This window comes from Paenibacillus doosanensis, assembly GCF_025060755.1.
Classification (GTDB): domain Bacteria; phylum Bacillota; class Bacilli; order Paenibacillales; family NBRC-103111; genus Paenibacillus_S; species Paenibacillus_S doosanensis.
On record NZ_JANYUY010000033.1, the window covers coordinates 14,049 to 35,357 of the forward strand.

The window sequence follows — 21,309 nt, forward strand, 5'->3', positions numbered from 1 at the left end:
ATCAGTAGTCCAAATGATCCTTGACGCTCACCCGTTTGCGGAACACCCAATACGTCCACGCCTGGTAAGCGACGACGACGGGCACCGTAGTAAGAGCGATCACGGTCATAACCTTCAGCGTATATTCGTTCGAAGCCGTATTGTAGATCGTCAGCGTCCAGTCCGGGTTCAGCGAGGAGATCATCAACCGCGGGAACAGGGACATAAACACCGTAATCGTAGAGAGCACGATCGTAAGCCCGGTCATAATGAACGCCCAGCCGTCGCGCCCGGCTTTCAGGAAGAAATGGACGGAGAGCAGCGCAAAGCCCGCCGTGAGCGGAACCATGCCCGGGATAATGCCGTCGCGGGTAAACATATCCGTCTCGAAATAGCTGAGGAAGACGAACAGCAGCAGCACGATGCTGGCCCACGCGCCGAAGCGGTTCGCCGCCCGTCTCGCCCGCTCCCGCAGCTCCCCTTCGGTTTTCAGCGAGAGATAGAGCGCCCCGTGGAGCACGAACAGCAGCACGATGCTGACACCCGCCGTCACCGAATAGACGGAGATCAAATCCCAGAACGAGCCCGCATAATTTTTGTTGGCGTCGATCGGCACGCCTCTCATCAGATTCGCCAGCGCCACGCCCCACAAGAGCGGCGGCAGCAGGCTGCCTCCGAAGATGACGCCGTCCCACAGCTTGCGCCACCGGGGATTCGGCAGCTTGCTGCGAAATTCGAAAGCCACGCCGCGGCCGATAAGAGCCAGTAGCATGAGGAAAAGCGCCATGTAGAAGCCGCTGAACAAGGTCGCGTACCATTCCGGAAACGCCGCGAACATCGCGCCGCCCGCCGTAATCAGCCAAACCTCGTTGCCGTCCCAGACGGGCCCTATCGTATTGATAAGCACGCGGCGCTCCGTATCCGTCCGTCCGAGAAACGGAGTCAGCATGCCGACGCCGAAGTCGAAGCCTTCCAGGAAGAAAAATCCGACGAACAGCACCGTAATAAGAATAAACCATAAGGTTTCGAGCATATTCCTTCGCCTCGCTTTCTATTTCATTGCCCCGGCGGGCCTCACAGAGGAGTCGCCGCGCTCGATTCGATCCCGTGATCGTCCTGCTTATGATGATCATCGTCGGTTGCCCCTTTTTTCACGAAGACGACGATGAGATAAACTAACACGGCGGCCAGCAGTCCGTAAATGACGGTAAAGCCGATCAGCGACGTCGCCACCATCGCCGGCGTCACCGTAGGCGATACGCCCGCTTCCGTCTTCTGCAAGCCGAAAACGAGCCAAGGCTGGCGGCCGACCTCCGTCATAATCCAGCCCGCCGAATTGGCTATGTAGGGCAGACTGATCGCAGGGATCATCCATTTCAAATAACGCGGAAACTGCTCCAGCCGATTGCGCCAGACCGCGTAAGTGCCGAACAGACTCAGCAAAATCATCAGCACCCCGGCGAGCACCATGATGCGGAAGCTCCAGAACGTCGTTTTGACCGGAGGAATATAGTTGCCCGGACCGTACTTCGCCTCGTACTCCGCTTGCAGTTCATTCATTCCCGGCACGCTGCCGTGCAGCTTGTTATAGGATAAAATGCTTAATGCGTAAGGGATTTCGACCTGTCCCCGGTTTTGCTTCTTCTCCACGTCAATCAGGGCGAACACCGTCCACGGAGCGCTATCTCCCGTCGTGTCCCACAGCGCTTCGGAAGCCGCCATTTTCATCGGCTGCGACTTCATCAAGTGCTGGGCCTGCTCATGGCCGGCGACGGCCGTCATAAAACTCGCCGCCAGCGCAATCGTAACGCCGATCGCGAAGGAAGCTTTGAACAGCTGCGGCTGCTGCTTGCGAAGTATTTTATAAGCGCTGATCCCCGTTACGAACAAGGCGCCCGTCGACAGCGCTCCGTAGACGACATGCGGGAATTCCACCCACAGCTGCTTGTTTCCCAGGATGGCGAAGATGCTCGTCATCTCGGCGCGGCCGCCGCGAATCGCATAGCCGACCGGCTCCTGCATAAAGGAGTTCGCGCTCAAAATCCATAAGGCCGACAGCGTCGTACCGATCGCCACGAGCCAAATCGAGGCCAGATGCACCTTCTTCGGCAGACGGTCCCAGCCGAAAATCCAGATACCGAGAAACGTCGATTCGAGGAAAAAGGACACCAGCGCTTCGATAGCGAGCGGCCCTCCGAATACGGCACCGACAAACCGGGAATAATCCGACCAGTTCATGCCGAACTGAAATTCCTGCATAATCCCCGTAACGACGCCTACGGCGAAGTTCAGTAAAAACAATTTCCCCCAAAATTGCGCCATTATTTTGTACGATTCATCTTTCTTCACTACATACATCGTCTGCATTACCGCGATGAGATAGGCCAGCCCGATCGACAAAGGTACGAGCAAGAAATGATAAACCGTCGTTATGCCGAACTGCCACCTGCTTAAATCCAACGTATCCAAATTGAATTCCTCCCTTCTCTACGTTGTTAGTATAGATGGAAGCGGCCGCCTTACATGTGATTAATATCACAAAGTCCGAGGCAGATTTTGAACATTTTTAGCAAAATCATGACGCTTCGGCCAAACGCCGCAAACCTCTTCGTCCATACCCTTGAGCATGACTTTTTCCCTGTGATTGTACAAAAAAACAGCAGGCCGGATTCGTTCCATCCGACCTGCTGCCTATATTTTACTAACCATGCGAAAGCCCGTGCGCAGCTCCCTGGCCGGCGCTTCGGCTATCCCATGATCGACGGATGCCGCCTACTCTTCCAGAAACGTCACTTGCTTGTCCGCCAACGAAGCGATACGGGCCAGCGAATCGACGCGGTACCCCGCTTCTCTCAGCTTGTCCGCTCCGTTCTGGAACGACTTCTCGATGACAATGCCGATGCCGGCGACGACCGCGCCGCTCGCTTCCACGATTTGCGCCATGCCGAGGGCCGCTTCCCCGTAAGCGAGGAAATCGTCGATAATCAGCACTTTCTCGCCCGGAGACAGGAATTTCTTCGATACCGCCACTTCGTTCTTCTGCTCCTTGGTAAACGAATAGACGGTCTTGACGATCAGGTCTTCGTTCAAGGTGAGCGATTTTTGCTTGCGCGCAAAAATCATCGGCACCTTCAGCGCCAGCGCGGTCATTACGGCCGGAGCGATGCCCGACGATTCGAGCGTAAGCACCTTGCCGACGCCGGCTTCCGCATACCGCGCCGCGAACTCTTGACCGATCGCCGCCATCAGCTCGGGATCGACCTGATGATTCAAGAACGAGTCCACTTTCAGCACCCTGTCGCTGAGCACCGTGCCTTCCTGTCTGATTTTATCCTGCAATGCTTTCATAGTACGGTTCCTCCCCCTATCTCCTTGCCGCGACGGCAAGATCGATTCCTCAGGTAGCATATACTGAAAACCGGCCTAAAAGCAACTCGTCTGCCGGAAAGGGGCGAAGTTTTATCGGAGATATGCTGCTATCGTGTCCCGGATGAAGGATGAATTTTTTGGCCCTTCTCCAGCATTTGGATGAACTGCCGGATTCGCTTATCTCGAGTTTCTTGTTTTTTGGCATTGTGAATTCGAAACAGGATCGCGTATTTATTTTGTCTGTCGAGCGTATCGTAGAACGCCTTAGCCTCTGCATTGCGCTCCAACTCGATTGCGAAGTCCTCAGGCAGCGAGGCGATGCTTTGCGATTCGTAGGCCTTATCCCAGTTCCCGTTCTTCCGGGCTTCTTCAATTGCCTTATATCCGGAAGTCTTCATTCGCCCGTTTGCGATCAGCTGTTCCGCCTTGTCCTTATTGACTTTCGACCAGATGCTCTTGGCGCCGCGCGGAGTAAACCGCTGCAGCCATGTTTTCTCATCGTATGCTTCTTTCTGACTGTCGACCCATCCGTAGCATAAGGCAACCTCGAGCGCTTCGTTATAGGAAATCGTTACGACGCCGGAATTCTTCTTCGCAATCTGTAATCGGATGCCGGGTGAGGTATCGCAATGATCGTCGAGCCAGCTCTCAAAAGATAACGGATCGGCAAAAGAAATAATCGGCAAGCTCGATTTTTTTACCACATGAATCGCCTCCTAATCATTCAAACGAACGTAATTCTTGACCCGTGTTATCCTAACAAAATCTCGAAAACCTGTATTGTAAAAACACGACACCTTACCATTGCTTATCATTGCTTATATACGGCAATACGTTCAATATTGAATTAAACTGCCAGCTGCTTCAAGGAATACCAAACAGGAGCTGCCGCAAGGGCAACTCCATGCTATCGTTTCTCTTAGTTGAACAGTATATCTCAAGAGCTTTTCTTTTCAAAATAGACCAAGCTAAAATCAGAGGTGATCAAGCGTTCTTTAAAGACCCCATATCCTAACTTTTCGTACAAGGCAATGTTCCTCTCGCTTTTGCTTCCGGTGAACAATTCATAACGGGATGCCGGAAAAAGTTCTTCAATAGCGTTCATTAACAATTTGCCTATTCCTTTATTTTGGTGATTCGGATGAACCATCAGCTTGCCTATATAGCATGTTCCGTCTTGATCGTAGGCTCGTACGGAGCCGATGATGGTCCCATCCATCGAAGCTTTAAGTATAACGTGATTATCAAACTGTTGGCGCAGCTCTTCCAAGGTCTGAGCAAGCGGCTCAATAGTAAAATCGTTGTAAATTTCCGCTTCGCTTCTGTAAGCCAGCTTTTGCAGCGGCAGGATTTCCTCTGCATCCGATACGGATGCTCTTTCAACTTTTATGCTCATCTCAGCTCTTCCTTTCTCGGCTCTTCTGTACTCATCTTAATTCATCCGATGCCATTTTGCTATACAGATTTGGAAAATTGTGCTGCCGGTTTATTTTGAACGTTGCGCCGGACCCTGCAAATCCAACTGATAAACAGCAAGCTCCAGCCATCGCTCAAATTTGTAATCCTGCTCTTTTTATAACTCCGCAGTATGCAAATCCCAATCTTTCGTGGAGCCTGTTACAAATGAGAAAAAGGACGCCCCGGCAGAATCGCTCGGGCTGCGTCCTCCGCATCCCTATTGCATTTGGGCATGGCTTCGCTCCCGGCCGCTCAGTAAGTAACTCCCGGACCGTCCGGCAGCTTGCCCGCCGCCCGCTTCAGGCTGCGTCCCGAAGCCGCTATTTCTTCCCGTGCTTGGACCGGCGGCACAGCGGACAAGGCCTCGCACTCGCGAAATGCCCGATACGGGCAGCCCAGGCAGCGATCGCGATCAAGCTTCCCGAGCGCATAATCGATCGCCTCGCCGGTATGCTCGAAGAAATGATCGGCCCCGACAACCGCCTCCAGGCCGGTTCTGCGCAAATACGCCCGCGGCTGGGGCTGAACGCCCGTGAGCAGCACGGTCCCTCCCAAATCCGCGAACCGTTTCACCAGCCTGCTCAGGTTATATTCTCCCGTCGAGTCGAGGAACGGCACCTTGCCCAGCCGCAGCACCAGCAGCTTGGTATGCTCGGGAACCGCATCCGTCATCGTCTTCTCGAATATAGCGGCGGCCCCGAAAAACAGCGGCCCTTCAATCGTATAAATGCTGATTTGCGGGCAATCGTGCTTGTCGCTCACCATATAATCCCGCATTTTCTCATGCTTCATCGCCGGATCGGGAAGCACCTTGGCGACCTTGTGGACGTCGCTCATCCGTTTGACGAACAAAATGACGGCCAGCACCAGCCCCGCCTCCACCGCCGTCGTCAGCTCCGTAAATACCGTAAGCAGAAATGTCACCAGCAGCACCAATGAATCGCCGGTTTTCGTCTTCAGCACATGAATGAATTCTTTGCGCTCGCTCATATTCCAGGCGACGACCATCAGGATGGGTGCCATGCTGGCCAGCGGAATGAGCGAGGCGTAAGGGGCGAAGGCAAGCAGTATGCACAGCACGACGACGCCGTGAATGACCCCGGACAGCGGAGATGCCGCTCCGTTCTTAATATTCGTGGCGGTACGGGCTATCGCTCCGGTCGCCGGAATGCCCCCGAACAGCGGCGTCACCATATTGGCGATCCCCTGCCCTATCAGCTCGCGGTTGCTGTTATGCCGGCTTCCCGTCATCCCGTCGGCAACGACCGCCGAAAGCAGCGATTCGATGCCGCCGAGCAGCGCGATGACCAAGGCCGGAGCGATCAGCTCCTTGACCGTACCCCAGGTCAGCTGCGGAAGCTGCAGCGCGGGAAGAACGCTCGGAATGTCCCCATACGCCGAGCTGATGGTCGCCACCTTGCCGCTGAAGAAGACGGCCGCGACAATGCCCGAAAGGATCAATCCCACTAGAGAGCCGGGAATTTTCGAATGGATTCGGGGCACGATCAGCAGCACCGCCAGGCTGAGCAGCGCCGTCAAGACGCTCCACGGATTGATTGTGTGCAGGTGAGTGGCGATTTCCTTCATGTTCGAAGCGAAATCCTCATGCCGTTCCATGCCGGTTAACCCTAGAAAGCTGCCGATCTGGCCGGAGAAAATAATGACCGCGATCCCGGAAGTAAAGCCTACGGTAACCGGCCGCGGTATATAGCGGATGAGCGCCCCGAGCCTAAGCAGCCCCATCAGCACAAGAAATATCCCGGCCATAAAGCCGGCGATCAGCAGCTTCTCATAACCGTATTGAAGCACGATGGCGAACAGAATCGGAATAAACGCCCCCGTCGGTCCCCCGATTTGAAACTTCGATCCGCCAAGCAAAGAAATCAGTATTCCGGCAACGATCGTCGTATAAATCCCGAACTGCGGCTTCACACCGGATGCAATGGCGAAGGCCATTCCGAGCGGAATGGCCACGATACCGACAATAAGCCCCGACACCAAATCTTTGCGCAGCATGTGCAGACGATATCCCTCGAATCTTCCCGACCACTTCATAACAGCCCTTCTTTTATTATATTTGATTATTTGAATATATGAATATAATAGGATTATGAGCAAAAAAAAACAATGCCTGATTGACATTGATTCTTAGCGATAAGATCCGTTTTACGTATTATGTAGGGTCCGAAGTGCGCATACTCTCAAGCAGAGAGATCGCCCCGACCAGATGATTGTCGAAAATACGCTTGGCCACCTGCAGCAAATCCTTGACCAGGGGATCGCGCAAGCTGTATATGACGGTCGTCCCTTCTTTGCTTCCGTAGACGACATTTTTGCTTCTTAAGATGGCTAGCTGCTGGGAGACGGCCGAGCCTTCGCTGCCGATCAGCGCTTGAATTTCATTCACGCTTTTGTCTCCTTCGGACAGCAGCTCCAGAATACGGATGCGCATCGGATGGGCCAACGCCTTGAAAAAATCGGCCTTAAATTGCTGCAGTTCATAATTCATACGGATTGATTCTCCTCATCCATTCCAAGTATAAATAATATCATATCATAAAATGATCGCCGTTCAACTGAAGAAGAATCCTCGCGGGCGGCAGCGCCTTCGGCTTCATTGAGTATTGCAGGCGTATGCTTTATAATACCCATATATTCAAATCATGTGAAATTCAAATCTTAAGGCAAGCAGGCCGGCGAACGGAGGAGCTCAAGCTCATGGGAATTGGCTCGACGATAGTATTAGGCGTCATAGTTATCGCCATCGTATGCGGATTAACGTTCTGGGTAACGAAAAAAGCTTACTCGCGCAAATGGGACGAAGAGGAATAAGAACGAACTACCATCCCCGATTATCAAGGAGTGATACGTTTTGGAAATAAGACCTTTCGGCGCAACCGGCCGGTCCTTCCCGCTGCTCAGCTTCGGCGCGCAAAGAATTGTGGACGAGCATCATTGCACTGAAGAGGAAGCGATCCGGATCGTAAACCGGGCCGTGGATGAAGGAATAACTTACTTTGACACGGCTCCTAGTTATTCGAACGGGCAGTCGGAGGAACGGCTGGGCAAGGCGCTCCGCTCCCGGCGGCATGAGGTATGGATTGCGACGAAAACGCATGACCGGACCCGGGACGGGTCGCGGAGGCTGCTCGAAGCGAGCCTGAACCGGCTGCAGACCGACCATGTCGACGAATGGCGGCTGCACAATATTATGACGCGGGAAGAGCTCGATCAATGCTTTGCCAAAGGCGGAGCGATGGAAGCGCTGCTCGAGGCCAAGGAACAAGGCATCGTCCGTAAAATAAGCATCAGCGGGCATACGAACCCGCAGGTGCAGCTGGAGGCAATCGACCGCTTCCCATTCGACAGCGCCTTGGTCGCTCTCTCCGCCGCCGATCACTTCATTTACAGCTTCGCTCATGAGTTTGTGCCCAAGGCGGTCGAACGCGGGGTGGCGGTCATCGGGATGAAAGTGTTCGCGCTCGGCAAGCTGGCTCCCTGGTACGAGCAGGCGCTGCGCTATACGCTGTCGCTGCCCGTATCGACGACTATCGTCGGAATGGAATCGATGGAGCAGCTTGAGCGGAATTTGGCCGCAGCCAGAAGCTTCACGCCTTTCGGCGATACGGAACGGCTGGAGTTTTTCAAGCAAATCATGCATCTCGCCAACCCGGACGTGCTGCGCTGGAAAGCGAGCGGCTGGACGTCCGGCCAGTGGTACGAGCGGTCCTAAAGCGCCTCGGGCGAGATCGGCTGGACGCTGGTCTGACCGTCGCCGCCGGACAAGCTGCGGATGGCCAACCCGCCCGAGCAAATAGCAATGCAAAGAAGGAGGAAGTCCCGCTGCCGGGGCTTCCTCCTTCTAATTTTCGGGCGTCCTTTCAATTCGTCCAATCTTCCTCCAGGGCTTGTCTCGCCAGCTGAATATGCAGCTTGGCTCCGTACGCCAGCACCCGTTCATCTACGTCGAACCGCGGATGATGAACGGGATGAACGATTCCCCGCTCCGCGTTCCCGGCGCCGATAAAGACGAAGGCCCCCGGTATGCGCTCCAAATACCAGGCGAAATCTTCGCCGGCCAGGCTCGGCGCATCGAGCAGCAGCGTGTTCGCTTCGCCGAACACCTTCGCGCCGGCGGCCTGCACCTGCCGGACCGCCCGCGGATCGTTGCGCAGCGGCGTCCCCTCCCGCAGGCGGACATCGCTGCGGCCGCCGAACGAGGCGGCGACCGCCCCGGCGCGATGCTCCAGCGCATGCACAATCCGGAGGATCGTCTCCTTGTCGAAGGCGCGGAACGTGCCGGTGAGCACGGCGTGATCCGCTATCGCATTATGCGCGCTGCCGGCGCGCAGCGTGCCGTAGGACAGCACGGCCGGCTCCATCGGGTCCAGCTCGGTGGACATCGCCACCTTGATCTCGCCGATGAATTGGGCCGCCATGACGATGGCGTCCACCGCTTGGTGCGGGGTGCTGTGATGGCCGGTGACGCCGTGGAATTGGACGGTGAAATGATAGGAAGCCGCCATCGCGTATTGGCGGTGAACGCCGACGGTGCCTATAGGCAGCTCCGGCCAAACGTGGAACGCGTAGCCTGCGTCCACGCCTTCGAGGATGCCGTCCTCGATCATATCCCGGCCTCCGCTGAGCAGCCGTCCGTCCTCGGGAACCGGTCTGGCCCCTTCCTCCGCAGGCTGGAACACGAACTTCACGGTGCCGCGCAGCTCCTCCCGAAACCGGCTGAGCGCCTTGGCGGCCCCGAGCAGCATCGCCGTATGAGCGTCATGGCCGCACGCATGCATGACCCCTTCATGGCGGGACTTGTACGCCGCGTCATTCTCCTCCTGAATGGGCAGCGCGTCCATATCTGCCCGCAGCAGGACGGTTCGTCCTTCCGCCCGCCCGCGAAGAATGCCGACGACGCCCATGCCGAAATGCCGTCCGACACCGCGCCGGACCTCCAGCCCCCATTCCTCGAGCAGACCGGCGACCTTGGCCGCGGTCCGATGCACATCGTAGAGCAGCTCCGGATGCCGGTGCAAATCCCGCCGAATGGCGACGAGCTCCTCCTCCAGCGTGTCGGCATACGCTAAGATCGCTTCGCCGCTCATGCCAGCGCGCTCTTAATGCGCTCGATCTGCCCCAGATGGGTCTGCACATGGCGGATAAAGGCGAGCAATGAGCTTTCCAGCGTAACCGTCTCTCCCTTGAAATTCACGCCCGATCTGGCCCAATCTTCGGCGGACAATCGCTGGAACAGCAGCTTGTTATAGGCAAGCAGCGCCCCGAACGCGTCCAGAATATCGGAAGCGGAGCCCTCGTTCGCCCTGGACCGGCTGACCCAAGGGTCCTGCTGAAACGCCGCCAGCTGCGCGTTGTCTTCGGAAATGATCTTGCGGACGCGAAACGAAAACACGATGCTGTGATCGGCCAAATGCGACAGCACCTCGGTCACGCTCCACTTGTCGGGAGCCGGTTTATATTTCAGCTGCTCCTCGCTCAGTCCTGCGATCGCTTCCTTCAACTGGCGGTACGTATCGGTATAAGCTGCCAAATCAATGACTTGTTGATTGTAACTCATCGTAAATTCCTCCCGTAATTCGGTATCGTTAGCTGCCGGCGCTCAGACCGGATAATGGCAGGCCGCCCAATGGTCCGGCGCCACTTGGGTCAGCTCCGGCTGCGCCTCCCGGCAGCCGGCCGTTGCCGCCGGGCATCTCGTGTGGAAGCGGCAGCCGGCAGGAGGACTCGCAGGGGACGGAATCTCCCCTTGTATCGAAATCCATTCGCGCTTGCGGGTCGGATCGGCCGCAGGAATGGAAGAAATCAGCCCCCGGGTGTAGTGATGGGCCGGATGCCGGAACAGCTCCTCGCTCGGCCCGATCTCGACCAGCTTGCCCAAATACATCACGCCGATCCGGTCGGAAATATGCCTGACGATATTGAGTCCGTGCGCGATGAACAAATAGGTCAGATCGAGCCGTCTCTGCAAGTCCTGCATCAGATTGACGATCTGCGCTTGCACCGACACGTCGAGCGCCGAAACCGCCTCGTCGGCGAGAATAAATTGCGGCCGGAGCGCAATCGCCCGGGCGATCCCGATCCGCTGCCGCTGTCCGCCGGAGAACTCATGCGGGTAGCGGTCATGCCAGGCCGGATTGAGCCCCACCGCCTGCAGCAGCTCCTCCGCCCTGCGGCGCTTCTCGGCGCCGCTTAAGGACGCCTCGTGCACCCTGAACGGCTCCGTGATAATGTCTCCGACCTTCCAGCGCGGATTGACTGAGCCGTACGGGTCCTGAAAGATCATCTGCATGTTTCTGCGGGCTTCCTGCAAGCCTGCGGCACGCAGCGCCGACAAATCCGTTCCCTGAAACAGCACGCTTCCTTGGGTCGCCTTCTCCAGCTGCAGCAGGAGGCGTCCCAGCGTCGATTTGCCGCTGCCGGATTCGCCGACGAGGCCGAAGGTTTCGCCTTTGCGGATCGTGAAGGAAACGTCGTCGACGGCGCGGATGTATGCGGCCGGACGACTCAGCAAACTTTTTTTCAGCGGATAATATTTATGCAGTCCCTGCACTTCGAAAAGATTGCCGCGCTCCTTCGCTGCCCCGTCGGATGTAAAAGCTTCGGCGGCGGATAACGGCGGCGCGAGTTTTGATCGATTGGTAAAAATTAGATTTATCTTTTCGGCGTCCGGATCGGGCACAGCCCCGGATCGGGACGATGCTGCGGTCTCGGGCGCGCCATCAAGCCAAGCGGTCTCTTGCAAAGAGCGGCCTGCCGCCGTCCCGTCTTCCCGTGCAGACCCTGCAGCTCCGGCCGCAGCGCCCGAGGCTTGCCAAGCTTCGGACCGGACAAGCTCCTCGGCATACCAGCAGGCGGATTGCCGCCCGTTCACATGGAATAACGGCGGGCTGTCCTTGGCGCACCGGTCCGTCGCATAAGGGCAGCGCGGATGAAACCGGCAGCCTGTCGGCATCTCCGCCAAATTCGGAATCGAGCCCTCAATCGAGAACAGCTTGCCGCTGCGGTCGCTGTCCATCGTCGTAATCGATTGCAGCAGCCCCCGCGTATACGGATGATGCGGCTGCTCGAACAGCTGGTAGACGGTCGCCTGCTCGACGACCGTTCCGGCGTACATCACGATGATGCGGTCCGCCATTTCGGCGGCGATGCCCATATCATGCGTGATCAGCAGGATCGACATGCGAAATTCCTGCTTCAGCTCCTGCAGCAAGTGCAAAATTTGCGCCTGAATCGTCACATCGAGCGCCGTCGTCGGCTCGTCGGCGATCAATAGCTCCGGCCCGCAGGCCAGCGCCATGGCGATCATCGCCCGCTGCAGCATGCCTCCCGACAGTTCATTCGGGTACTGCTTCATGCGCAGCTCCGGCTCCGGTATGCCGACTCTGCCGAGCAGATAAACGGCGCGCCGCCATGCCTCCGCTTTGCCGACCTGCTCATGCTCGAGAATCGATTCGACGATCTGGCTGCCGATCGTGAACACCGGATCGAACGCGGCCATCGGCTCCTGAAACACCATCGCCATCTTTTTGCCCCTTAAGGCTCTAAGCTCCCGCTCCGGCAGCGCGGTCAGATCGACGCCGTCCAGCAGGATGCTGCCGCCGCCGATGCTTCCGTTCTCGAAGTCCACCAGCCGCATCACCGATTTGGAGGTGATCGTCTTGCCGCTTCCCGACTCCCCGACAAGGCATACCGTTTCGCCGGGCTGCATGTGCAAAGTCACATCCGTTATGGCGGTGAGCACGCCCTTGGGCGTCCTAAAGTCGACGGACAAATGCTGAATGTCGAGCAGTTGATTCATGGTGAGCCACCTCCTGTATTATGCTCTGCTTTTCTTCGGGTCCAAGGCGTCCCTCAGCCTGTCGCCGATGAGATTGACGGATAGCACGAATAACGTAATCGCCAGACCGGGAAAGGTGGCGATCCACCAGGCGACGGTCAAATATCCTCTGCCCTGGGAGAGAAGCGCTCCCCAATCGGGAATTTCCTTCAGCACGCCGAGCCCGAGGAAGCTCAGCCCGGAGCCGACGAGAATCGCCGAGCCGAGTCCGATCGTCGCCATGACGAGCAGCGGGGACCAGGCGTTCGGCAGCACATGCCACCAGAACATGCGCAGCGGGGAAGCTCCGATAGAGCGCGAGGCCGTCACGAACGGGCGATGCTTCATACTGAGGATTTGCCCGCGCATCACCCTGGCATAGCCAGGCACCGCCGAGACGGCGACCGCGAAGACGATGTTGAACAGGTGCGGGCCCAAAGCGGCGGCTATAGCCAGCGCGAGCAAAATGCCGGGAATCGTCATCAGCACCTCGATAAACCGCATCAGGATCATATCTAGGACGCCGCCGATATAACCGGATACGGCTCCTATCGTTCCTCCGAGCAGACCGCCGACCAGCACCGAGGCGACGCCGATGAACAGCGAATCCCGGCTGCCGTACACGACGAGACTGAATACGTCTCTTCCGAAATAATCCGTTCCGAGCAGATGCGTCCGGCTCGGCGGCTGCAGGATGCTATCGGCAAACATCTGCGTCGGCGCATAAGGCGCGATCCCTTTCGGGAACAGGGCGCAGGCGAGAATAAACAAGATGACGAGGCCCGCGCCGTATACGAACAGCTCGGAGGCAGCAGCCTTCCTTGCAGGCCTGGATAAGGAGGTCCGCAGCCTCTTCTCCTTCCATACGGTCTTGGCGGATATCACTTCCTTCATAACCGTGTCCCTCCTAAACAAGCTTGGTGGTAAAGTATCGCCTTCCGTTGAACGGTTTTCTAATACGAACGGTGTTCTAATGCGAACGATTTTCTAATGCAAACGGTGCTCCAAGGGGAACGCTGCATTAATGCGAACGCCGCACCCGCGGATCGATAAGCGAATACGAGAGATCGACCAGAAAATTGACCGCTACATACACCAGCGCCGAGAAAAAGACGACCCCCTGCACGACCGGCAAATCTTTGGCCATAATGGCGTCCGCGATGATTCTGCCGATCCCCTGTCTCGAAAATACCGTCTCTACGACAACGGTGCCCGCCATCAAATCGCCGATATGAATGCCGATGATCGTAATGGCCGGAATGAGCGCGTTGCGCAGCGCATGACGGTACATCACCGCCCGCTCCGGCAAGCCCTTGGAACGGAGCGTCACGATGAACGGCTCGCCGATCACCTCGAGCATGCTGTTGCGCACCATGCGCACGATAAAGCCCGCACCGACAATGCCCAAAGTCAGGGACGGGAGGACCAGCGTCGCCAGCCCCTCCGAGCCCATGGCAGGAAACCAGCCGAGTGAAACGGAGAAGATCAGAATCAGCAGAATGCCGGACCAGAATGTCGGCATCGAGATGCCGAACAGTCCCACCAAGCGGGCGACGATATCGATCCACTTGTTGCGGTGGATGGCCGACAACACGCCGAGCAGCACGCCGAGCACGACGGAGATGAGCGTGCTCGCCAGCGTTAGCCCGAGCGTAGCCGGGAAATGAGTCACAATTTTCGGCAGCACGGGATCGCTGTTGATCATCGACCTGCCGAAATCGCCGTGAAGCACCCCGGCGAAATAACGGCCGAACTGCACGTAGAAGGGCTGATCCAGACCAAGCTGATGGCGCAGATTCGCGATCATTTCCGGAGTCGCCGAAGCCGGATCAAGCATCGAAAGAACCGGATCGCCCGGGAGCACGTAGATGATGCAAAATACGAGCACCATCGATCCCGCTACGACCAGCAAAGAGGTAATGAACCGTTCTATCATCGTCTTGGCCATATCCACGGACTCCTTCTATTCGTTATTTCACTACGGTAACGTCGTTAAACAGCGGATATCCGAGCGAATCGAACTTTAAGCCTTTGACGTTTTTGGACGCGGCGACCGTATACGGAAACACATAGATCGGCAGGATGACCGCGTTATCGATCAGGTAATGCTGAACCTTCTTGTAAATATCCTTCCGCTTGCTCGCATCCAGCTCTACGGTGCCCTGCTCCAGCCATTCGTCCAGCTGCGGATCGGATACGCCGGCAATCGTCAATTTGGTCGCTTTCGGGTCCTGCGTATGGTAAAAGTTGCGAAGCGCGTCGGGATCGGAGTTCACCTGACTGTTGCCGTACAGATCGTGAGCGCCGTTCTTGTAGACGACGGTCGCGGTATCCTTCGTAATCTCCACCTCAACGGCGATGCCGACCTGCTTCAATTGCTGCTGGATCATCACCGCGATATCGTTGCGCTTCTCCCGGTTCGGCGATCCGTCCACGTAATGCAGCGTCAGCTTCTTGCCGTCCTTCTCGCGGATGCCGTCCGCCCCCTTCGCCCAGCCCAGCTCGTCGAGCAGCTTATTGGCCTTGGCCAAATCCGGCTTCAGCGTATTTTCCAGCGAAGCGTCATAGCCGAATATTCCCGGCGTCAACGCGGACCAGGCGCGGGGGTACGTGCCGAGGTACAACGTTTTGACAATCGCATCGACGTCGACGGCGTACTGAACGGCCTGCCTTGCCTTCACTTCATTCCACGGAGCCCGTCTCTGGTTAAAGAAGAGCGTGTACGGCAATCCCACCGTATTTACCTGGATGAGCTGGGTTTTCGGATCGCTCTTCAACGCAAGCACGTTTTGCGGCGGAACCGTCTCGGCGGCCAGCACCTGCCCGCTCTGCACGCTGCCGATTCTCGTCGCTTCCTCCGGCACGATCTTGAACGCAATGGCATCCAAAGACGCCTGCCCTTTATTCTCGACGATTTCTGGCGCCCAACGGTACTCGGGGTTCTTCGCCACTTGAATGTCGGCATTCTCGTTCCATTTCACGAACGTGAACGGGCCGCTTCCGACCGGATGCTTGCCGAATTCGTCGCCGTACTTCTTCGCCGCCGTCGGCGACACGATGCCGAGCAGCGCCTGGCTCAGATTGCCGAGAAAGGCGGCGGACGGCGTCTCCAGATTCAGCTTGATCGTATATTCGTCGATAACCTCCGAGGATTGGTACGGTCTGATCAGCGCCAAGGCGTTGCTCGCCTTCGTCTGCGGATCGATAATGCGGTCGTAATTGAACTTCACCGCCTCGGCGTTAAACGGCGTGCCGTCGTGGAATTTCACGTCTTGGCGCAGCTTGAACGTGTAGCTCTTGCCGTCCGGCGAGACCGTCCATTCGGTGGCAAGCCACGGCTTGATCGTGCCGTCCGGCAGCTGGACGACCAAGCTGTCGTAGATCGTCCGGATTACCCGCACCGCTACGGCCAGACCGCTTCGGTGAGGGTCCAGCGTATCCGGCGAAGTCGCCAGCGCGAAGCTGAGCTCGCCTCCCGGAGCAGCCGCCGCGCCGCTTCCCTGCGCAGCGCCCGCCGAGTTTGCCGACGGGTTCGGGTTCGCCCCGCCCGCGCAGCCGGATAGCACCATCATAAGGACGGACGCTAAAGCGACGTATTTCAACCAATGGATTGTTTTCATGATAAGTCCACTCCGCTCTGTCATTGTAATACCCCTTTTACATATCGACTCACTGGGTATTTAAGCCCTAAATTCCCGCGCAGCGTATCCGCCTCGTACTCGGTTCGGAACAAGCCCCGCTCTTGCAAAATAGGAATGACTTGATCGACAAATTCATGCAGCGCCCCCGGATAGGCTTCTCCGAGAATAAATCCGTCGGCGGCCTCCGCTTCGAACCAGGCTTGAATCCGGTCCGCCACCTGCTCGGCCGTGCCGCTGAACTCGCTCTTCTTCGTCGTCACCCTCAGCGCCGTTTCGCGAAGCGTCAGACCGTTCTCTCTGGCCAGCCGCTTGATCTGCTCCGTCGTCGCCCGGAATTGATTGTCGCCCAGCCCGCCTAAATCCGGGAACGGCTCGTCGAGCGGATACTGCGCAAAATCGTGATGGTCGAAGAAGCGGCCCAGGAAGTTGAGCGCATCCGGTACTGTGACGAGGCCTGCGACCTCCCGGTATTTGCGCTCGGCGTCCTCTTCCGTCTCCCCGATGATCGGGTTCAGACCGGGCAGAATGACGATGTCCTCCGGCGCTTTGCCGTAGGCGGCCGCCCTGTTTTTCACGTCGCGGTAAAAAGCTTGCGCCGCTTCCAGCGACTCGGGATTCGTGTACACGGCGTCCGCTTCCTGCGCCGCCAGATCGCGCCCGTCGTCCGACGAACCGGCCTGGAACACGATCGGGCGTCCTTGCCTGGACCGGCCGATATTAAGCGGGCCTTGCACGGAGAAAAACTCGCCCTGATGATCAAGCCGGTGCATTTTATCCGGATCAAAGAACACCCCCGTCTCTTTGTCCCGGACAAAAGCGTCGTCTTCCCAGGAATCCCACAGCCCTTTGGCGACTTGAATGAACTCGGAAGCGATCCGGTACCGCTTCTCATGCGCCGGATGCTCCGCTTTGCTGTAGTTCGCCGCCGAGCCTTCCAGCGGAGAAGTCACCACGTTCCAGCCGGCCCGGCCCCCGCTGATCTGATCGAGCGAGGCGAACTGCCTGGCGACGGTGAACGGCTGGCTGTACGAGGTGGACAGCGTAGCGACCAGCCCGATCCGCGACGTGACGGCGGCCAGCGCCGATAAAATCGTCACCGGCTCAAACCGGTTCAAGAAGAACGGAATCGACTTCTCGTTAATGTACAGTCCGTCGGGGATAAAGGCGAAGTCCAGCTTGCCCTCCTCGGCTTTTTGGATCAGTTTCGTGTAGTATGCAAAATTGGTGCTTGCGTCGGCCACCGCATCGGGATGTCTCCATCCCGCCATATTGCCTCCGGGCCCTCTCAGCCCCGCGCCGAATTTCAGCTTTCTTCCGCCTGCCATATACGCTTCCTCCTTTATCATCCATAACATATGCTCGTTTCAACCCGTTTCCGGCCCAAGAAGGACCCGCTGCTTATTTGGCGACGGCTTCCTTCGCATAGCGGTTCACCGGGAAAGGCAGCCCCAAATTCCCGCGCAGCGTATCCGCTTCGTATTCCGTACGGTAAATGCCGCGTTCCTGCAAAATCGGCACGACGTAATCGACGAAATCATTCAAGCCGTTCGGCACGCTCGACCCGACGATAAACCCGTCCGCTCCCCGTCCTTCGAACCATTCCTGCACGAGATCGGCGACCTGCTCGGGAGTACCGATGAACTGCGTCTTCGGCGTCGCCTCCCGGATCGCCACCTGACGAAGCGTCAAGCCCTGCTCCTTGGCCTGTCTTTTGATGCGGTCGGTCGTGCTGCGGAAGCTGTTTTGGCCGAGCTCGCCCAGTTCCGGGAACGGCTCGTCGAGCGGATACTGCGTAAAATCGTGATGATCGTAATAACGGCCCAAGTAATCCAGCGCCTTCTCAATCGTTACCAGGTTAGCGATTTCCTCATATTTGCGCTCGGCTTCCTCCGCGGTTTGCCCGATGATCGGACTGATGCCGGGCAAAATGACGATGTCGTCCGGGTTCCGCCCCAGCGCAGCGGCCCGGCCCTTCACATCCTGATAAAACCGCTGCGCGTCGGCAAGCGCAGGATGCCCGGTGAAGATCGCATCGGCTTCCCGCGCCGCCAAATTTTTCCCGTCCTCCGACGAGCCCGCCTGGAAGACGACCGGCTGGCCTTGCTTCGATCTGGCGATGTTCAACGGACCCTGCACGGAGAAAAACTCGCCTTGATGGTCAAGCCGGTGCAGTTTGTTCGGATCGAAAAATACGCCGGACTCTTTATCCCGGATAAATGCATCGTCCTCCCAGGAATCCCACAGCCCCTTGGTCACTTGCAAATATTCCGAGGCAATCCGGTACCGTGTCGGATGGTTCGGATGCTGCTCGATCGTCTTGCTGAAGTTCAGCGCCGAGCCTTCGAGCGGGGAAGTCACCACGTTCCAGCCCGCGCGCCCGTGACTGATATGATCCAGCGACGCGAACTGTCTGGCCACGGTGAACGGCTCGCTGTACGAAGTCGACAAGGTGCCGACCAGCCCGATCCGGGACGTCACGGCGGCGAGCGCCGACAAGATCGTGATCGGCTCGAACCGGTTCAAAAAATGCGGGAGCGATTTCTCGTTAATATATAAGCCGTCGGCGATAAAGACGAGATCGAACTTGCCGGCTTCCGCTTTTTGCGCCTGCTGTTTATAGAAGTCAAAGTTGACGCTGGCGTCGGCAATCGCATCGGGATGTCTCCAAGCTCCCATATTGCCGCCTACCCCGTGAATAATCGCTCCGAATTTGATCTTTCTTTGTGCTGTCATCGTAATGCCTCCTCGTAAAATGTGGTTTTGAACGGTTCGCCGGTTCGTCTGAACGGATCTTTCTTGGTTAGGCTCTCGGCCCTATACTTTTATACAGGCTGTTCGGCGAACGCCTCCTGCAGCAGCTCGTAAGCGCGAAGCCGTGCGGCAAAGCCTTTCATCGAGACAACCACGATCAGCTCATCAATGCCGTGCCGCTGCTGCAATTCCTGCAACTGGCGGCGGACGGTATGCTTGGAGCCGTAAATGATCGGGGCGTCCTTCACCTCGACCGTGAATTTCTCATCGGTTTGCCGTCCGTATTCTTCGGCGGCCTCCAGGCTTTTGACATTGATCGTTCGGCCGCTCTCCAGGTGGATCTTGACATGCTTCGAACCGGCCGCCAGCGCCTCGGCTTCCGCATCCGACTCGGTCACGATCGCGGACACCGCCATAAGCGCCTGCGGCTGTTCGCTTCCGCGGGACGTAAACTGCGAGCGGTATTCGAGCAGCGCCTGCTCTGCGATGTGCTCGTCGCCGTTAATGAATCGGGCGAACACATAAGGAACGCCCGATCTTGCCGCCAGCTGCGCGCTGGAGATGCTCGTGCCGAGCAAGTACAGCTCGGGCGGCTTTTGCGGCAGCGGTGCGGCCTTAACCCCGTGCAGCGGATGTTCTTCAGGCAGCCGGTGATGCAAGTACTGCTCCAGCTCCGCCAGCTTCGCCTCCAGCGGCTGGGCGTACTGCCCGCTTCCCTGCTGCAGCGCTTTGGTCGAGCGCGGAAGCCCTCCGGGCGCACGCCCGATGCCCAGATCGACGCGTCCCGGGGCCAGGGACGATAGCACGTTGAAATTTTCAGCCACTTTATAAGGGCTGTAATGCTGCAGCATCACCCCGCCGGAGCCGATGCGAATGCGCTCGGTATGGGCCAGCAGGTAGGCTATCAGCACTTCCGGAGACGAGCCTGCCAACGCTTCGGAATCGTGATGCTCCGAAACCCAAAACCGGTAATAGCCGAGCTGTTCGGCTTTCTTCGCCAGCTCCACCGTATGGCGGAACGCCTCTTCCGCCGTTTCCCGTTCGCCGATCGGGCTCTGATCCAGGATGCTTAGCTTAAGTCCCACGGCTTGCACCTCCTTAAGAATAAATAACCATATATCCTATTGGTTTTATCAGTTTTAATGTCATGCCTAAAGCTTAGCATCGTCCTTATAGAGCGTCAACGGCCCGGATAATAAGGCTTTTCTATTGTTAAATCGAAACATTTTATCGAAGCGCCGACTCCGCCTGAATCGTCCTTCCGATATCTAGAACGGCTGAATAGAACTCCGTGCATTCCCCTTTTAGCGCAATCAGATTCGTCCGCAAAGAAAGGCTGGCCAGAGACGGAGCGTCGATCGGAACCAGCCGCCCTTCCTCCCGTTCCTTGGCGACGGAGAGCGACGGCAGGAAGCTGATGCCGACTTGTTTCAGAACCAGCTTCTTCGCGGTTTCCAGATTATCGACATGGAATTCGATATTCGGCGGCTGGTCTAGCGCGTCGAACAGGCGGTGAATCTTCATCCAATCGAGCGAGCCGCATTCAAAAAACACTAACGGCTGGCTGCCGACATCCTCCATCGTCACCTCCTTCATGCCGATAAACGGATGCCCCTCATGAACAAACAGCCGGATCGGATCTTCATAGAATTTGACCGAGTCCGCGTGGGGATGCGTGAGATTTCGCACAAGCCCCAGCTCGATCTCTTTATTGACCAGCTTCTCCATGATCGCCTCGCTGGAAGCGGTAATCAGCTTGATCTGAACATTCGGATACCGGAGTTTCAGCAGCGGCAATATTTCCGGTACGATATAATTGGATACGGACACCATGCAGCCTATTCTCAGCTCATGCAGCTCCGCTCTCATCTGCTGCAGTTGCTGCTTTCCCTTCTTCATCGCCTGCAGTATTTGCTGGGCATAAGGGAGAAACTGCTTGCCTTTTTCCGTCAGCGTAAAATGTCTTCCTTCCCGTTCGAACAGCTTCGCGTCCAGTTCCCTCTCCAGCGCCTGAATTCGCGCCGATACGGAAGGCTGGGACAGGAATAACGCGTCGGCCGCCTTATTGAAGCTGTTAAAATGAATGACATACACGAAAGCCTCGATATGATCCAGATTCATTGCTGCGGGCCCCCTATCGTTTTCTATGACCTGATCTTTTTTTGGCAAAACAAAAAAGACACATCTACCCCTTCTCTATCGAGGCCTATGTATCTCCAGTCGTTCCGGTGGATACCGATAATTCCTATGTGATTAGTTGTATTTATTTTATGA

18 protein-coding genes are annotated in these 21,309 nt (G+C 57.1%); 1 reads left to right on the plus strand and 17 read right to left on the minus strand.

Translation table 11 applies throughout. From position 1 onward, the window contains the following. Position 1: 1 nt before the first annotated feature. The 7 genes from cydB to N0M98_RS21295 form a co-directional block, all read right to left on the minus strand. Positions 2-1,012, minus strand: coding sequence for a cytochrome d ubiquinol oxidase subunit II (cydB, locus tag N0M98_RS21265; RefSeq protein ID WP_259619068.1), 1,011 nt, complete (start codon positions 1,010-1,012; stop codon positions 2-4). Positions 1,013-1,053: 41 nt separating this feature from the next. Then, positions 1,054-2,448 (minus strand): cytochrome ubiquinol oxidase subunit I, encoded by a 1,395-nt coding sequence (locus N0M98_RS21270; RefSeq protein ID WP_249864443.1) that lies wholly within the window; start codon positions 2,446-2,448, stop codon positions 1,054-1,056. Between the two features lie 303 nt (positions 2,449-2,751). Further along, positions 2,752-3,327 (minus strand): xanthine phosphoribosyltransferase, encoded by a 576-nt coding sequence (locus tag N0M98_RS21275; protein ID WP_249864444.1) that lies wholly within the window; start codon positions 3,325-3,327, stop codon positions 2,752-2,754. Positions 3,328-3,455: 128 nt separating this feature from the next. After that, complete coding sequence (locus tag N0M98_RS21280; RefSeq protein WP_259619069.1) at positions 3,456-4,052, minus strand: YdeI/OmpD-associated family protein; 597 nt, start codon at positions 4,050-4,052, stop codon at positions 3,456-3,458. 233 nt (positions 4,053-4,285) lie between these two features. Beyond that, entirely contained in the window at positions 4,286-4,744 is a 459-nt protein-coding gene (locus tag N0M98_RS21285; RefSeq protein WP_259619070.1) for a GNAT family N-acetyltransferase, read from the minus strand. A 314-nt stretch (positions 4,745-5,058) separates the two neighbouring features. Further along, the gene (locus N0M98_RS21290; RefSeq protein WP_259619071.1) at positions 5,059-6,861 is read right to left on the minus strand and encodes a SulP family inorganic anion transporter; all 1,803 of its coding nucleotides are present in this window, start codon (positions 6,859-6,861) and stop codon (positions 5,059-5,061) included. Between the two features lie 118 nt (positions 6,862-6,979). Further along, positions 6,980-7,315 (minus strand): ArsR/SmtB family transcription factor, encoded by a 336-nt coding sequence (locus N0M98_RS21295; RefSeq protein ID WP_249864448.1) that lies wholly within the window; start codon positions 7,313-7,315, stop codon positions 6,980-6,982. Positions 7,316-7,678: 363 nt separating this feature from the next. Between N0M98_RS21295 and N0M98_RS21300 the strand changes: the two genes are divergently transcribed. Then, entirely contained in the window at positions 7,679-8,539 is an 861-nt protein-coding gene (locus tag N0M98_RS21300; protein ID WP_249864449.1) for an aldo/keto reductase, read from the plus strand. Between the two features lie 148 nt (positions 8,540-8,687). Here the strand turns inward: N0M98_RS21300 and N0M98_RS21305 are convergent, their stop codons facing one another. The 10 genes from N0M98_RS21305 to N0M98_RS21350 form a co-directional block, all read right to left on the minus strand. Continuing rightward, complete coding sequence (locus tag N0M98_RS21305; RefSeq protein WP_259619072.1) at positions 8,688-9,914, minus strand: M20 metallopeptidase family protein; 1,227 nt, start codon at positions 9,912-9,914, stop codon at positions 8,688-8,690. Continuing rightward, the gene (locus N0M98_RS21310) at positions 9,911-10,384 is read right to left on the minus strand and encodes a DinB family protein (protein ID WP_259619073.1); all 474 of its coding nucleotides are present in this window, start codon (positions 10,382-10,384) and stop codon (positions 9,911-9,913) included. The genes N0M98_RS21305 and N0M98_RS21310 overlap by 4 nt, the downstream gene beginning before the upstream one ends. A gap of 42 nt (positions 10,385-10,426) precedes the next feature. Further along, positions 10,427-12,625 (minus strand): ABC transporter ATP-binding protein, encoded by a 2,199-nt coding sequence (locus N0M98_RS21315; protein WP_259619074.1) that lies wholly within the window; start codon positions 12,623-12,625, stop codon positions 10,427-10,429. A gap of 18 nt (positions 12,626-12,643) precedes the next feature. Next, on the minus strand, positions 12,644-13,537 hold the full coding sequence (locus N0M98_RS21320) for an ABC transporter permease (RefSeq protein WP_259619075.1): 894 nt from the start codon (positions 13,535-13,537) through the stop codon (positions 12,644-12,646). Between the two features lie 127 nt (positions 13,538-13,664). Beyond that, entirely contained in the window at positions 13,665-14,591 is a 927-nt protein-coding gene (locus tag N0M98_RS21325) for an ABC transporter permease (protein WP_249864454.1), read from the minus strand. A gap of 22 nt (positions 14,592-14,613) precedes the next feature. Then, entirely contained in the window at positions 14,614-16,263 is a 1,650-nt protein-coding gene (locus N0M98_RS21330) for an ABC transporter substrate-binding protein (RefSeq protein ID WP_259619076.1), read from the minus strand. A gap of 20 nt (positions 16,264-16,283) precedes the next feature. After that, positions 16,284-17,609, minus strand: a complete 1,326-nt coding sequence (locus tag N0M98_RS21335) for an LLM class flavin-dependent oxidoreductase (protein ID WP_259619077.1) — start codon at positions 17,607-17,609, stop codon at positions 16,284-16,286. 73 nt (positions 17,610-17,682) lie between these two features. Further along, positions 17,683-19,017, minus strand: coding sequence for an LLM class flavin-dependent oxidoreductase (locus tag N0M98_RS21340; RefSeq protein ID WP_259619078.1), 1,335 nt, complete (start codon positions 19,015-19,017; stop codon positions 17,683-17,685). An 89-nt stretch (positions 19,018-19,106) separates the two neighbouring features. Further along, positions 19,107-20,120: an LLM class flavin-dependent oxidoreductase gene (locus tag N0M98_RS21345; protein WP_259619079.1), complete on the minus strand. Its 1,014-nt coding sequence runs from the start codon at positions 20,118-20,120 to the stop codon at positions 19,107-19,109. 142 nt (positions 20,121-20,262) lie between these two features. Continuing rightward, entirely contained in the window at positions 20,263-21,156 is an 894-nt protein-coding gene (locus N0M98_RS21350; protein WP_259619080.1) for a LysR family transcriptional regulator, read from the minus strand. Positions 21,157-21,309 lie beyond the last annotated feature (153 nt).

Excerpts from the sequence above, each read along its gene's own strand:
- cydB (WP_259619068.1), bottom strand. The coding sequence starts at position 1,012 with ATGCTCGAAACCTTATGGTTTATTCTTATTACGGTGCTGTTCGTCGGA.
- N0M98_RS21275 (WP_249864444.1), bottom strand. The coding sequence starts at position 3,327 with ATGAAAGCATTGCAGGATAAAATCAGACAGGAAGGCACGGTGCTCAGC.
- N0M98_RS21285 (WP_259619070.1), bottom strand. The coding sequence starts at position 4,744 with ATGAGCATAAAAGTTGAAAGAGCATCCGTATCGGATGCAGAGGAAATC.
- N0M98_RS21290 (WP_259619071.1), bottom strand. The coding sequence starts at position 6,861 with ATGAAGTGGTCGGGAAGATTCGAGGGATATCGTCTGCACATGCTGCGC.
- N0M98_RS21295 (WP_249864448.1), bottom strand. The coding sequence starts at position 7,315 with ATGAATTATGAACTGCAGCAATTTAAGGCCGATTTTTTCAAGGCGTTG.
- N0M98_RS21305 (WP_259619072.1), bottom strand. The coding sequence starts at position 9,914 with ATGAGCGGCGAAGCGATCTTAGCGTATGCCGACACGCTGGAGGAGGAG.
- N0M98_RS21310 (WP_259619073.1), bottom strand. The coding sequence starts at position 10,384 with ATGAGTTACAATCAACAAGTCATTGATTTGGCAGCTTATACCGATACG.
- N0M98_RS21315 (WP_259619074.1), bottom strand. The coding sequence starts at position 12,625 with ATGAATCAACTGCTCGACATTCAGCATTTGTCCGTCGACTTTAGGACG.
- N0M98_RS21320 (WP_259619075.1), bottom strand. The coding sequence starts at position 13,537 with ATGAAGGAAGTGATATCCGCCAAGACCGTATGGAAGGAGAAGAGGCTG.
- N0M98_RS21325 (WP_249864454.1), bottom strand. The coding sequence starts at position 14,591 with ATGGCCAAGACGATGATAGAACGGTTCATTACCTCTTTGCTGGTCGTA.
- N0M98_RS21330 (WP_259619076.1), bottom strand. The coding sequence starts at position 16,263 with ATGAAAACAATCCATTGGTTGAAATACGTCGCTTTAGCGTCCGTCCTT.
- N0M98_RS21335 (WP_259619077.1), bottom strand. The coding sequence starts at position 17,609 with ATGGCAGGCGGAAGAAAGCTGAAATTCGGCGCGGGGCTGAGAGGGCCC.
- N0M98_RS21340 (WP_259619078.1), bottom strand. The coding sequence starts at position 19,017 with ATGACAGCACAAAGAAAGATCAAATTCGGAGCGATTATTCACGGGGTA.
- N0M98_RS21350 (WP_259619080.1), bottom strand. The coding sequence starts at position 21,156 with ATGAATCTGGATCATATCGAGGCTTTCGTGTATGTCATTCATTTTAAC.